The organism is Asticcacaulis sp. (assembly GCF_035497195.1).
Lineage (GTDB): Bacteria > Pseudomonadota > Alphaproteobacteria > Caulobacterales > Caulobacteraceae > Asticcacaulis.
Map to the genome: position 1 here is coordinate 1 of NZ_DATJDZ010000027.1, position 14,398 is coordinate 14,398.

General features: G+C 60.2%; 10 protein-coding genes. 2 read left to right on the plus strand and 8 right to left on the minus strand.

Going from position 1 to position 14,398, the window contains the following annotated elements:
- From VL130_RS15910 to VL130_RS15930, 5 genes are all read right to left on the minus strand, one after another.
- On the minus strand, positions 1-315 hold a 315-nt coding region (locus tag VL130_RS15910), incomplete at its 3' end, for an SIS domain-containing protein (RefSeq protein ID WP_325364294.1).
- A 132-nt stretch (positions 316-447) separates the two neighbouring features.
- A complete protein-coding gene (locus tag VL130_RS15915) occupies positions 448-4,449 on the minus strand; it encodes a glycosyltransferase (protein WP_325364296.1) in 4,002 nt (1,333 codons plus the stop codon).
- An 80-nt stretch (positions 4,450-4,529) separates the two neighbouring features.
- Positions 4,530-5,600, minus strand: coding sequence for a TylF/MycF/NovP-related O-methyltransferase (locus VL130_RS15920; RefSeq protein WP_325364298.1), 1,071 nt, complete (start codon positions 5,598-5,600; stop codon positions 4,530-4,532).
- Entirely contained in the window at positions 5,600-6,334 is a 735-nt protein-coding gene (locus VL130_RS15925) for a class I SAM-dependent methyltransferase (RefSeq protein WP_325364300.1), read from the minus strand. Before VL130_RS15925 ends, VL130_RS15920 begins: the two co-directional genes overlap by 1 nt.
- Before the next feature lie 10 nt (positions 6,335-6,344).
- A complete protein-coding gene (locus VL130_RS15930; protein ID WP_325364302.1) occupies positions 6,345-7,556 on the minus strand; it encodes an HAD-IIIA family hydrolase in 1,212 nt (403 codons plus the stop codon).
- Positions 7,557-7,641: 85 nt separating this feature from the next.
- Here VL130_RS15930 and VL130_RS15935 point away from each other — a divergent pair, with 85 nt between their 5' ends.
- Positions 7,642-8,736 (plus strand): AGE family epimerase/isomerase, encoded by a 1,095-nt coding sequence (locus tag VL130_RS15935; RefSeq protein WP_325364304.1) that lies wholly within the window; start codon positions 7,642-7,644, stop codon positions 8,734-8,736.
- Here VL130_RS15935 and cysN read toward each other — a convergent pair.
- From cysN to cysQ, 3 genes are all read right to left on the minus strand, one after another.
- Positions 8,733-10,664, minus strand: coding sequence for a sulfate adenylyltransferase subunit CysN (cysN, locus tag VL130_RS15940; protein WP_414636304.1), 1,932 nt, complete (start codon positions 10,662-10,664; stop codon positions 8,733-8,735). The genes VL130_RS15935 and cysN overlap by 4 nt on opposite strands.
- A 1-nt stretch (position 10,665) precedes the next feature.
- Positions 10,666-11,580 (minus strand): sulfate adenylyltransferase subunit CysD, encoded by a 915-nt coding sequence (cysD, locus tag VL130_RS15945; protein ID WP_325364306.1) that lies wholly within the window; start codon positions 11,578-11,580, stop codon positions 10,666-10,668.
- A 108-nt stretch (positions 11,581-11,688) separates the two neighbouring features.
- Complete coding sequence (cysQ, locus tag VL130_RS15950; protein WP_325364308.1) at positions 11,689-12,474, minus strand: 3'(2'),5'-bisphosphate nucleotidase CysQ; 786 nt, start codon at positions 12,472-12,474, stop codon at positions 11,689-11,691.
- A 215-nt stretch (positions 12,475-12,689) separates the two neighbouring features.
- Between cysQ and VL130_RS15955 the strand changes: the two genes are divergently transcribed.
- On the plus strand, positions 12,690-14,240 hold the full coding sequence (locus VL130_RS15955) for an amidase (RefSeq protein ID WP_325364310.1): 1,551 nt from the start codon (positions 12,690-12,692) through the stop codon (positions 14,238-14,240).
- Positions 14,241-14,398 lie beyond the last annotated feature (158 nt).

Here is a 14,398-nt window from a genome sequence, read left to right on the forward strand (position 1 = left end):
GCCGGAGTTCGACAGCACGATCACCACATCATCGGGCGTGATCATGCCGAGGTCGCCGTGCGAGGCTTCGGCCGGGTGGACGAACTGCGCCGGCGTGCCGGTGGAGGCCAGCGTCGCGGTGATCTTGGCGGCGATATGGCCCGACTTGCCCATGCCCGACAGGATGACCCGGCCCTTGACGGCGTACATCACTTCGACCGCCCGTACGAACGATTCCGACAGCGAACCGGCAAACAAAAGCAGGGCCTCGCCCTCCGTGCGCATCACCCGCGCGCCGGTAGCGAGAATGGCTTCGGAAGTGGATAAAATCGTCATGTCCCGTCTGTTCTTAAAAAAAAGTCCGCACGTGACTCGACAAGTAGGCCAAAGTCCTGATTGAATTTATAAAAAGCGGCTTTATGGGGTGAGCCGCGCTTTACTGTCAAGCGAAACGCAACCGGCGGTTCATTAACGCGAGGCTTCGATTCGCGAAATATCCGGATTGACCATCCAGTCGTCGCGCATTGTATCGAGATTGGGATTGGTGAAGCGGTCTGGCCGCTTGAGCGTAGTCCCCCAGCGGCCCCAGAAGCGCTTGACGTCCTCGGTTTCCGAAATGCCGGTGCGGCTGATGCCTTCATGGTGGATCAGTTCGGCGCGCGGTTCGATGAGCACCGAATAGCCCTTCGCCTGGGCGCGCAGGCAGAAATCGACATCGTTGCAGACGACCGGAATGCTTTCATCGAAGCCATCCAGCGCATCGAACAGGGCGCGCGTGGTCAGAAGGCAGGCGCCGGTTACAGCGCTGACCTCACGCGGATAATCCATGATCCAGCGCAGGTTGTCCTCAAGTCCGGAGCAGAAACGGAACAGGTGGCGGGCGCCGCCGCCATAGGACACGAGGTTGATGCCAAGGTGCTGCATCGTCCGGTTGGGATAGCGCAGCATGGGGCCGATGATGCCGGCGCCGCTGTCTTCCAGAGACAGCACCAGGCGGTCGAGCCAGTCGGCCTTGATCGATTCCACATCGTCGTTGAAATAGAGCAGGTAGTCGCCGGTGGCGTGGCGCGTGCCGAAATTATTGAGCGCCGACCAGTTGAAGCCTTCGCCTTCCCAATGAACGACCTTGAATGGCCCAAGAGATTGATAAGGTTTCAGGAAGGCCTCGGCCGCCACAGGGTCCGCCAGATTGTTGGTGACGAGAATGACCTCGATATCACTATAGGCGGTCAGGTCGGTCAGGCCCTGGAAGCAACGCTCGACGATATCGAGGTGACGCAGGCAGGTCGGGATGATCAGCGATACCCGTGGGCCAGAGGCGCGCACCGCGGGAAGCGCCGGCGCATCTTCCGGCGCTGAGGTGTTCAGGGGGCGCGAACACAGAACATTGGGAATGTGCGCCACGGCTTTCGCCTTGCCGCCGATCGACCCGAGCAGATCGTGCTCGGTTGTGATGTCGCTGTTGGCCACACCAAGCAGCACCGGCCGCGCGACGCCCCACGGCTTGCCGATATAGTTCGACTGCGCCAGAAAATACGGCGACCAGCCCGGCTTGAAGCGCGGACGAGTCCGCTTTCCGCTCAGAAGGCTGTCTTCGTCAGCATAAACAAATTCGGGCTTTTCCGTCGTCTCGAACGCCGCGCCGATATAGGCCAGCGCCCACGGCAGCAGGCTGTCGCCGGCGTCGAGCACAGTGACGACATCGCCGCGGGCTTCGCGGGCAATCGCCTGCCAGATATCGGGTGTATGGCCGATCCAGCGATAGTCCGTGGCGGTTTGAGGCGGACCGTCGCCGGCGACAAGTATCTCAAAGCGTGTATAGGTTTGGGCGGCGATCGAGGCCAGGGTGGCCTGAAGCGCTTCGGGTTCGCTGTCCGCACCGGCGATAATGGCGACAGTCACCAGCTTATTCGCTTTTTTCTTCAGCGCTGCGCCCTGTTTGACGGACAGGTTTTCGGCCGTTTTCATCCAGTGGTCATAGCGCACGCTGCCGACATAGGTGAAATCGCTGCGCCATTCGCGGGTCTGGCCATCCCTGGCAAAGGCGACGAGGCGGCTGACATGCCGGCCTTTGGATAGCTTGGTCACATCCGTCTGGAAGAAGAAACCGGAACGTCCGGCATCGACGATTTCCGGATGGGCGGCGTGGACATCGGGACGCAGGATACCGTAATGCGGCTCGCCGACACGTTCCTCGTCGATATACAGCTCAAGACGCTCGATCCCCGCAGGGGCGATGACCCAGCCCTGTACCGACAGAATATCCGAGATCGCGCCGGCTTCGGCGACGGTCGGTGAATCGATATTGCCGATAATGCCGCTTTCGCCCGTGGTGGGCGCCGGCAGGGCGGTGGCCTTGGGCTTTTTCGGCGTCGTCTTGCGCTTTTCTTCCAGTTCGGCCAGACGGGCAGCATAGCGGGCGCCGGTGACTTCGAGGTTGAAATTGTCGAGGATATAGCGCTGACCGGCTGTCGCCATCGTCTCACGGAAGTCAGAGTCCTCAGCCAGACGCAGCATGTGTTGGGCGGCGTGGGTGATGTCGGGATCGGCCCAGACCTGTTCATTGGCCAGCAGGTAGGCGCCGCGCGGGATCGGCACCAGCTTGTAATCAACCACGCAGGCCGTGCCTTCGTGCGCGAAGTCGAGCGTGCCGGAATAATTGGTGACGACCACCGGTTTGCCATAGGCCATGGCCTCGGCGACGCAGCGGCCGAAGCCTTCCGAACGGTGCAGCGACACAAAGGCGTCGGCAGCGTGGTAAAGGCCCAGGACCTCGTCGCGCGTCAGGCGCTGCTGCATGATGGTGATGCGTGGATCATCGTCGATCTCGTCGAGCAGAGCTTGCCACAGACTGTTGCCCTTGCCGACATTCATCGCCTTCAGCAGCAGGTGCGCTTTGGCGGTGGGGGAGGGGAAGGCGGCGCGGAAAGCGCGCACGGCGGCGATCGGATTCTTGCGGTCGAGGTGCGAGGCGGCGTCGAAGATGAACAGGAAGGTGAAGGCATCCTGCGGCAGGCCATAATAGGCCTTGGTGTATTTGGCTGCATCCACCTCCGGCACGCTGACGGCCAGCGGCATGGTGACGACCGGCACCTTGGCGCGGCTGCGGAAGGCTTCCGAAACAAACTCTGAAATCGCCCAGACCTCATCGACGATATTCAGCGCCAGATCAAATTCCGGCGGCGCTTTTTCCAGTTCCCAGGCCCAATAGCCGATATTGTAGCGATCCTCGAAGAAGGCCTCGCCGACATTGAAATAGAGGAAGGGGAAGATGTCGGCATTGACGTGGAAAACATTGATATTAAACGCCGCCTCGTCCTTTACCCAGTGTTTCACGCTCAGGTCGCCATTGCCATGGCCGGCGGCGTTCTGGTTGATGATGACAAAGGGCGTATCGGTCGTGTTGACAGCGCGGGCCACTTCGCGGACATGCTCACCCATGCCGAATTCGCCGTAGGCATAGCCGACAAGATTGGCGCCGAAGGTATCGGATTTCTGCACCGTCGCTGTGCGGCCTTTCAGCAGGCCCTGCGCCTTCAGCAGATCGTTAGCGACATCACGAACGGTGCCGCCTTCGGATTTCAGGCTGTACAGCAGGTCTTCAGGGAAAACAGCGGCGGGCAGATGATATTCCTCGCGCGCCTCCATGACGAACCAGGTGCCGAAATTGAAGCGGCCGTTGTAATCGCGGACGTCGAGCACGGTTTGCAGGTCCATCCGGCTCGACCAGACATAGGCCATCAGATTGGTAAAGGTGAAATTGTCGAAGGCTTCGAAACCGGCGGCGGGCGCGTTGAAATAATCCACCAGGCCATCGGCGCCATCCCGAACCTCGGACGTTTTCGCCGCCGGCTTGTCCGTTGGTCCCTGCGTCAGGCGCGCCCGCGCCGAAGGCGGCGCCAGGCGGTATTCGCGCTTGCCGCAGCGCAGGTAGTGGCTGAACGGATCTGTCCCCGCCTGATAAACATCCGGATAGATGGCCAGGTACTTATCGACCGAGAAAGCCGGTGTCGGGTCGAAGCCGCGCTTATAGCCGGCGCTCAGATAGTCACGCAAAAGCTTGGCGTCGCTGAAATCATCATTACCGACCTGGCGGGCATAAAAGACCGGATCAAACTGACCACTGGCTTTCAGCAGGAAATAATCGCGGGCCGTTTGGTAAGCCGCGCGTGGGCCGCGTGTGGCGGCGATCCTGGTGAGCCAGCTCAGGTCGCGGCCAATAAAGGACTTGATCACCCGCGCCGACTTATGGCTCTCGGCCCTGAGCGCCTGCACCATGGCGCGTTGTGAGGCCAGACCGTCATTGAGCGCGGCGATCAACCGGTCATATTCGCCAAAGCGCTCGGCATGAAGGCGCGCCTGCTCGGCGAAGGCCGTCTCAAGCGCGGCGAGTTCCTTCTGAAGCTTTTTATACTCAGGCTCCGTCTTGCGCGTTCCCGTTGTTGCGGTCTTTTTCGGAGCGGTTACCATGAATATTTTTCTGAAGTTTCAACAATAAAAAGATTTTGGATGTACCGGCAAAGGCGTGGGGTCGTCAATCGCCTGACGACTTATTCGATCGCGCGGAATACCCAGTGCGGGTAAATCTGCTCGGACAGCCGGCCATCGCGCCGCACCACATATTCTTCCACGGCCGCCGTCGCGCCGATGCAGCTCGCCTCGGTGGCGTCATCGAAAACATAATAGCCCTTCGGCACCATATAGTCCCTGATCACATCATAGGCGTAGGCCACCCCGCTATAGATATCGGCATCTATATGCGCCAGGGCGAAGCGCTTTCCAGGCAGCAGTGTGGGCGCGGTATCCTGAAACAGGCCTTTGACGTAAACGAGATTGGTAAGGCCCAGCGCGTCGCGCGCCGCCTCGACTTCACTGAGCAGGGAATCATTGAAATCACCCGCCTTGTGGGCGTCGAGGGTTTGATCCGTCTGCGGCATCCCTTCATAGGTATCGAGCGCATAGACCGTGGCGCCGGGCCGGAACTTTCTCGCCAGCAGGGCCATGAAGATGGCGCCGCCGCCGCGATAGGAGCCGAACTCGATGATGTCGCCGCTGTCGATCGCCGGCAGGAAGAACTTGAACAGCAGAAACAGGTTACGCACGCGCGACGGCTCAATGATGCAGCGCCCCTGAACGGGTTCATAGGCCGCCTGAAAGTCAGTGTCCCTGTCGACGCGGGCGTAAAGGTCATCATATCTCAGGCCCCACGCGCGCTGATAACCCTCACGGATATTGCGGCCTTCGAGCCAGCCGCCGATTTCGCGCATGGGAGGCAGATAGTTTGCGCCCCTGTCAGACATCTTGGCTATTTTTACCGGGCCGGATGCCAACGTCGTGGCCGCCCGTTTCAGCCCCGCCAGACGTTCGGGCGTCGCCAGGGCCGGCATGGCGCGCATTTCGGCATAAAGATCGAGATAATCGTCAATTGAGAGGTCGGCATTCGGCAGGCGGCCCTCGCTGAAACCGTGATTAACAAAATGCGCTAACGGATCGACGCCATTTTCCCGCACATCGTCGTAGAACCGCGTATAAAAATCCGCGTCAAAGGCCATGCGATCGCGGACGAACGCCTCAAGACTGGCGGTGGTGGCGCGTGTTTTCAGTTTCCCGAGAAATGACATCAAAGCTCCCTTTCATCGGAAAACAGGTCCGTCTGGCCACTGAAGGCCTTCAATGCCGATTGATCGGCACGGTATTGGTTGTAGTAGACCCGCTGGCCGGGTTCCGGTTGCGTCTGGCCCGGCAGGCGGCCACCCGCATTCAGTTCGGCGGGGGTGCGCTTGCGGATGATCAGTTCTATCCCGCATTCGCCGATCGGCGTGAGGGTCTGGTCAAAGCGCGGCAAGTCGTAGCGATAGGTGTGATCGAGCACTTGCAGCTTGCGCAGGTCAGCCGCCGGACCAAGATCGCGCACCAGGTCGAGCACATTGATCGACGCCTCTGACCAGGATGTCGCCTTGAGAATGGTGAAGCTGACGCGATGCCCTTTGTTATGGGTGCTGGGCCAGATACCCTGCTCGTACATGTCCTCATCCGGAATGGTAATGACCAGGTGACCGCCGGGCTTGAGCACGCGGAACCAGTTGATCAGGCCCTCGCGCGGATCGTTCAGGTGTTCGAGGCAATGGCTGGAGAAAACGAAATCGAACGTATCGTCGGCTACGGAGGCCATGAACTGAGCGTCGCCATCTTCCATATCCCAGGTGCGGACCTTGCCCATCAAGGGAAAAAGCTCGCCATAGAGGCTCAACGGATCGGGCTTGCCACCGATATCGACGCCATCGCCGATAAGGTATTTACGCATATAGTTGGAGTCATCGAGACGACGGAGGATGGATTTGCTGTTTTCTTTCATGCCTTTATCCTCACTGGAAAACACCCTGCGCGTCAATGAATTTCACCAGATCCCCATCGGTAAAAAGACATCCCTTTATACCCGCGGCCCTGGCGGCGGCCATATCGCTCGGCTGGTCGCCGATCAGAACAGAGCGGGAGAGATCAATATTATGCTCTCGCGCGGCGCGCTGGATCATGCCGGGATTGGGTTTGCGATCGGGATGATCAGGTACCCGATATCTGTCGATTGTGGCATCCGCATGATACGGGCAATAATAGAAGTTGTCGATAAAGGCCCCCTGGGCGTTCAGTTCCGACTGGATATGTGTGTGCAAAGCCGCCACATCCGCTTCATTATAAAATCCGCGCGCGACGCCTGACTGATTGGTCACGACAATGACCGCCATGCCGCGGTCATTGGCCCGCCGGATCGTATCGATCGCGCCATCGATCCATAGGAAATCATCGATCCGGTGGAGATAATTGATATCCTGATTGATGACGCCGTCGCGATCGAGAAACAGCGCCGGGCGTTTCAGCGCCGGCAGTTCCCGGCGCGCGCGTTCCAGTGTATCTGGCAGGCCGATATCGAGAAAATAACCATCCGATACCTGCGCGCCGAGGCGGCCCTGCGCCGCCAGTTGCGGAAACAGGTCGGCTTCGATGGATGACGACCCTTCCGGAAGACCGGCAATGGCTTCCCGGCGCAGCGCATAAAGACCGCCATTGATCAGGCCCGGTCCGGCGGCGGGGTCTTTCTCGCGGAAGGCGACAATGCGGCCTGACTGGACATCAACGCTGCCGAAGCGGCCTGAATCGGGCACTTGCCGCACCGCCAGACTGGCCATCAGGTCTGGCTGACTGTTGAGGCCATGATCGAGCGCCCGCAGGTTGGTGTCGAACAAGGTGTCGCCATTGGCGGCCACAAAGGTTTCGTCCAGCCGGTCGAGGGCAAAACGAAAGGCGCCGCCGGTTCCCATCGGTTCGGGTTCGATGATAACTTCGATCTGCGCCCCGCCAAAGCTTTTGCCGTGATAGCGCGCCTTTACCTGCTCGCCCATATGGCCGGCCAGCATCAGTACCCGATCAAAGCCTTGTCTGACAGCGGATTGCAGGAAATAATCGAGGAAGACCCGGCCTTCCGATATCTCCATCAATGGCTTGGGAGACTTGGCCGTATGTGAGCCAAGACGCGTGCCCTTGCCCCCGACCAGGATGACGAGCTGTCTGGAAAAACGCATACCTTTATCGAATCCTGTTGCGGCGCGGAGATCGTGTTTGTAGGGCATGAAGGACGGACTGACCAGTCCGAAACAGGGGCGAGTCATGCAGAGACATATAGATATCCGAAGGGCGCAGACTGAGGCGCGGGTATGGCTGTTTGAGACGGCCGCGCCCCTGTGGTCCACCGCTGGCATCCTGCCGGACGGTATGTTCGCCGAACGCATTGATCAGGCCGGCGCGGCCGTGCGGATGGATCGCCGCCTGCGCGTTCAGGCCCGGCAGATTTACAGTTTCTGTGCGCTCGGCCAACTGGGCTGGCAGGGGCCGTGGCGCGACATCGTTACGGGCGCGCTCGATATCGTGCTGGAACGCGGGCTATTGGCGAATGGCCATTGCGTCCATCTTTTTAATGATGACGGTGAGGTGATCAGCACCGCGCAAGATCTCTATGACCACGCCTTTGCGCTTTTCGCGCTCGCCCACGCTGGCAAGACGCTCAGACGGGAAGACGCGTTGGCAGCTGCCCGGCGGATGCGCGCGGCGATGGCGTCATGGCGACGACCGGAAGGCGGTTTCTGGGAAGGCGAACTGACGCCTTGTCCGCCTTACCGGCAAAATCCGCACATGCACATGTTCGAGGCGGCGCTGGCGAACGGCTGGAGCGATCTGGCCGATGGCCTGCGCCACCTGTTCACCACGCGCCTGTGGGATGCGGACAGCGGCGCGGTAACGGAATATTTCGACCGGAACTGGCAGCGGTTGCCGGGAATTGACGGCGCGATCGTCGAGCCGGGCCATTGCCTGGAATGGGCCTGGCTGCTCGACCCGTTCGACACGAAACTGAGCGATGGCCTGACGGTTTTCGCGCGCCGCCACGGCATAGATGCGGCGCGGGGCGTGGCGATAAATGAGATCAGTCTTGAGGGTGAGATCATCGACGCCTCGGCGCGGCTGTGGCCCCAAACCGAACGCCTGAAGGCGGCGGTTATCCGCTATGCGCGCCTGAAAACGGAAGTGGAAGCGGCTGAAATTATCGCCGCCTGGCAGGGACTCAAGCCGTTCCTTGATACACCGGTGCCCGGCCTGTGGTATGATCGGATGCTGGCGGATGGCCGCTTCAGGGATGAAGCCGCGCCGGCCAGTTCGTTCTACCACATCGTCTGCGGCCTGAACGAACTGATCCGGCTTGAACCTTAAATCACGTAGTCCAGGCCATCGCCCAGGAAGCCGTGCGTCAGCATATAGGCGACCACCTGTTCCGCCAGGGCTTCCGGTGTCTGGTTCGTGGTGTCGAGCGTCAGTTCCGGATTTTCCGGGGCTTCATAAGGGCTGTCGATGCCGGTGAAATTCCTGATCTCGCCGGCGCGGGCCTTGGCGTACAGGCCCTTGACGTCGCGTTTTTCCACGACCTCCAGCGGCGTCGCCACGTAGATCTCGATGAACTCACCCGTGCCCAGCAATTCGCGCGCCATCTGGCGTTCGGCGCGGAAGGGCGAGATGAAGGAGACTAGCGTCACCAGGCCGGCATCGACCATCAGCTTGGAAACCTCGGCGACCCGGCGGATATTTTCCACGCGATCAGCATCGGTAAACCCTAAGTCCTTGTTCAGGCCATGGCGCACATTGTCGCCATCGAGCAGATAGGTGTGGTGGCTCAGGGATAGCAGCTTCTTCTCGACCAGATTGGCGATGGTCGACTTGCCGGCGCCAGACAGACCGGTGAACCACAGCACGACCGGCTTCTGGTTCTTGGCGCCGGCGCGCGTGGCTTTATTCACATCAAGCGCCTGCCAGTGGACATTGGTGGCTCGCCTGAGACCGTGTTCGATCATGCCGGCGCCAAGCGTCAGGTTCGACACGCGGTCGATGACGATAAAGGCGCCCATTTCATGATTGTCCGCATAGGGATCAAAGGCGACGGGTTCCTGCAAGGCGATATTGACTAAGGCCACTTCGTTGAGCTTGAGCGTCTTGGCGGCCAGGTCTGCGAAGGTATTGACGTCGGTCTTGTGCTTGATTTCAGTCACTGAGGCCGAGACGGTTTTCGCGCCGATCTTGATCAGAAGGGTGCGGCCGGGAATCAACTCGTCTTCGCTCATCCAGATCAGACGGGCCTGGAACTGGTCGGAAACTTCCGGGCGGGCGTCGATGGCCGAGAGCACGTCGCCGCGTGAAATATCGATCTCGTCTTCGAGCGTGAGGGTAATGGCCTGGCCGGCGGCGGCCACGGCCAGGTCGCCATCATAGGTGACGATCGATTTGACCTTCGAGCTTATGCCCGATCTGGCGACCAGCACGTCATCGCCGGGCCGGATCGTACCGGAGGAAATGGTGCCGGAGAAGCCGCGGAAGTTCAGGTCCGGGCGATTAACCCACTGAACCTGCAAGCGGAAAGGCTTCTGGCTCTGATCCTGATCTATCTGAACGGTTTCCAGATGCTCGACGAGCGTAGGGCCTTTATACCAGTCAAGCTTGTCGCTGCGGCTGAGCACATTATCGCCATAGCGGGCGGACATCGGAATGGCCTGCAGGGTCTCGAAACCGAAATCAGCAGCAAAGGTTTTATACGCCGCGACGATCTCATTGAAGACGTCCTGGCTGTAATCCATCAGGTCGATCTTGTTGACCGCCAGCACGACGTGCCTGATGCCCAATAGCGACACGATAAACGAGTGTCGGCGCGTCTGCGTCAGTATGCCTTTGCGGGCGTCGATGAGGATGACGGCCAGGTCCGAATTGGAGGCGCCGGTCGCCATGTTGCGGGTATATTGCTCGTGGCCCGGGGTGTCGGCCACGATGAACTTGCGCTTGTCGGTCGTAAAGAAGCGGTAGGCGACATCGATGGTGATGCCCTGTTCGCGCTCGGCCTGCAGGCCATCGACCAGCAGGGCCAGGTCGATATCATCGCCGACCGTACCGTGCTTTTTTGAGTCCTTCTCGATGCTGGCCAGCTGATCCTCGAAGATCAGCTTGGTGTCATAAAGAAGACGGCCGATCAGGGTCGACTTGCCGTCATCCACCGACCCGCAGGTCAGGAAGCGCAGCAGGTCTTTCTTCTCGTGCGTGGCCAGATATTCGACCAGGGCCTTGGTATCCAGGGCGTCTTCCATAGCGATCGCGTTCATCTTAGAAGTACCCTTCGCGCTTTTTCTTTTCCATCGAGCCGGCTTCATCGTGGTCAATCAGACGACCGGAGCGCTCGGAGGTACGGGCCACCAGCATTTCGGCAACGATGGCTTCCAGTGTATCGGCTTCGGATTCGACGGCGGCGGTGAGGGGGTAGTCCCCCAGGGTGCGGAAGCGCACGGATTTCATTTCCGGCACTTCACCGGGGTTCAAGGGCAAGCGATCGTCATCAACCATGATCCACTGCCCGCCGCGCTGCACAACCGGGCGTTTCCTGGCGAAATAGAGCGGCACGATGGGGATGTTTTCCATCAGGATATATTGCCAGATGTCCAGCTCGGTCCAGTTGGAGATCGGGAAGACGCGGATCGATTCACCGGGCTTCACGCGAGCATTGTAGAGGTTCCACAGTTCCGGGCGCTGGTTCTTCGGGTCCCAGCCGTGGTTGGCGGTGCGGAAGGAGAAGATGCGCTCCTTGGCGCGGCTCTTTTCCTCGTCGCGGCGGGCGCCGCCGAAGGCCGCGTCAAAGCCATGCAGGGTCAGGGCCTGCTTCAGCGCGTCGGTCTTCATGATATTGGTGAAAACGTTCGAGCCGTGGTCGAACGGATTGACGTTATTGGCCACGCCTTCCTGATTGGTGTGGCTGATCAGGTTCAGGCCCAGGCGCATCGCGGTTTCGTCGCGGAATTTGATCATCTCGCCGAACTTCCACGTCGTATTGACGTGCATGAACGGGAACGGCGGTTTGGAGGGATAGAACGCCTTCATCGCCAGGTGCAGCATGACCGACGAATCCTTGCCGATCGAGTAGAGCATGACAGGGTTTTTGAACTCGGCCGCGACCTCGCGCATAATGAAAATCGACTCGGCTTCGAGTCGGCGCAAATGCGTCATCCGTTCAGGCGTAACCGTCATAATATCTCTCGCAGCCGTATGTCGGCATCGTTTGGAGCGGACGTTCTAGCCATCCGGTGTACGGCTCACAAACGTTTAAGCCTCGCCTGATTGTTCAGCAATCCTAATCTATACCGGTTTCCGAATGCTTTCATGGCCAAACGCCACGAAATGCGGATTGGCATAGTCGCCATCATTGTCCTGAAACCGCTTGCCGTATTTCAAAGGTTGTCCGTCCAGCGTTTCCACCCTGCCGCCGGCGGCGCGCAGGATCGCATCGCCCGCCGCCGTATCCCACTCCATGGTGCGGCCCATGCGCGGGTAGATATCGGCGCGCCCCTCGGCGATCAGGCAGAATTTCAGCGATGATCCGGCGGCGACAAAATCGGCCACTGTATAGGCTTCAAGATAGGTTTGCGTTTCCGCACCGCCATGCGAACGGGAACCGACCGCGATCAGGCCACCTTCCGGCTGGCGCACCTGAATAGCGCGCGCCTCGCCGATGACGCCATCTTTCACCTCGGCCATAAAGGCGCCCTTGCCGGCCGACCCCCACCAGATTTTACCAAGCGCCGGGGCATAGACCGCGCCCAGAACCGGCCGGCCGTCCTCGATCAGGGCGATATTGACGGTGAACTCGCCGTTTTTCGAGATGAACTCCTTGGTGCCGTCGAGCGGATCGACCAGAAAGAAGGTGCCCGCCGTGGTCGGAAAACGGCCCGCCGCCGCTTCTTCCTCGGCAATGACCGGAATACCGGGCGCGATATGCTTCAGCCCGGTCAGTATGATGGCCTCGGCCTTTTGGTCGGCTTCGGTGACGGGCGAGGCGTCACCCTTCGTCTCGACAGCAAAATCGGTGGCGTAGATACGCATGATCTCGGCGCCGGCCGCCAGCATGATCGGGTTCAGGTCCAAAAGAGCCTCCACTTGCCTTATACCTCCCCAACTTTTTGGGGTTTGGCGCCAGCGAAAGTATAGCTTTCGCCAGCCATGGGACCGCGCGCCCCTATGGCGCGGGGTGGTGGGGGGTCTTACTTGTCTTTTCTCACCCGACGCAACCGCTTATTCGGTTTCACTTGTCACCTTCGCAAATCTGTAGCTAACTTCCGCTTTCTCAGGGGAGGCAAAGCATGTCCATTCGTCATCTGATCGCCGGTATGTCCGTGGTGCTGGTCCTCAGCGCCTGCCAGATGCCGAACCGCGCGCCGTCTGCCTATGATCAGGCGAAGGCGGACCTGACAGCCCCCGTCGCCGACATCCAGGCGCATATGAAGGCCGGAAAATACACCTCCGCCGACCTCACCCAGGCCGCACTCGACCAGATCAAGGCCAAGAACGCAGACCTCCACGCCGTCATCACCGTCAACCCAGATGCCCTGAAACGCGCCAAGGAGTCCGATGAAGCGCGCAAGGCCGGCAAGACCCTCGGCCCCCTCATGGGCATTCCCGTCCTGATCAAGGACAATATCGAGACGGCGGACATCATGCCGACGACGGCCGGCTCCATGGCCCTGGCGGCCAATATCACGCACCGCGATGCGCCGGTGGTGGCTAACTTGCGCGCCGGCGGCGCCATCATCCTCGGCAAGGCCAACCTGTCGGAATGGGCCAATATCCGTTCCACCCGGTCGGTCAGCGGCTGGAGTGGCGTCGGCGGGCTGACGGCCAATGCGATCGATCACGCCCGCACCGCCTGCGGCTCATCGTCCGGTTCCGGCGCCGCTGTGGCGGCTGGCCTGGCGCCCCTGGCGGTCGGCACTGAAACCGACGGCAGCGTCACCTGTCCGTCATCGATGAACGGGCTGGTCGGGCTGAAACCAACTGTCGGGCTTGTGTCGCGCACCTATGTGGTGCCGATCTCGCATTCACAGGATACGCCGGGACCAATGGGGCATTCCGTGGCCGATGTCGCCGCCATGCTGACCGTGATGGCCGGCAGCGATCCGGCCGATAAGGCAACCGCTGAGGCCGACGCGCACAAGACCGATTACGCCGCTGGACTGACAGACTACAGCCTGAAAGGCGTTCGTATCGGCGTGTTGCGCGATATCAGCAGCGACGCCAAGACCAATGCCGTCTTCGAGACGGCGCTGAAAGCCCTGACCGATCAGGGCGCCGTACTGGTCGATATCAAGGACAGCTCGGTCAAGGGACTGGGCGATGCCGAAATGACCGTCATGATGACCGAACTCAAGGCCGACCTGAACGCCTATCTGGCCTCTACCCCCACGGCGGTGAAAACGCGCACCCTGGCCGATGTCATTGCCTTCAATAAGGCCAATGCCGCGCAGGAAATGTCATACTTTGGGCAGGAACTCTTCGAGCAAGCCGAACAGACAAAAGGGCTCGATGATTCGGCCTATGTGTCCGCCGCCTATCTCGCCAGAAACGCCTCGGCGGCGCGGATTGACGGCCTGCTGGCAACAAACAAGGTAACGGTGCTGATCGCCCCGACCTATGGCCCGGCGTGGTTGTCAGACCTCATTTATGGCGACCAGTATAATGGCCCCTCGGCGACACAATTGCCGGCCACTTCCGGCTATCCCCACCTGACCGTGCCGATGGGCGCGGTGCAGGCCCTGCCGGTGGGCCTGAGCTTTATCGGTCCGAAATGGAGCGAAGCGCTGTTGCTTCAGACAGGTTATGCGTTTGAACGGGCCCGCAGAATTAATTTGGATTAATACCCGATCACCTCTTTACTAAGTTAGTGTCCTGTCTAAACGCCATTAAGCGCCAAGAGGCTCTTTGCAAATTTCTGAACAGTGTCACGCAATAAGGCTATCCGCGTTGACCTGATGGGTGGACGGCTCGCCAATGTTGTGACCTTTGACAGCCACAC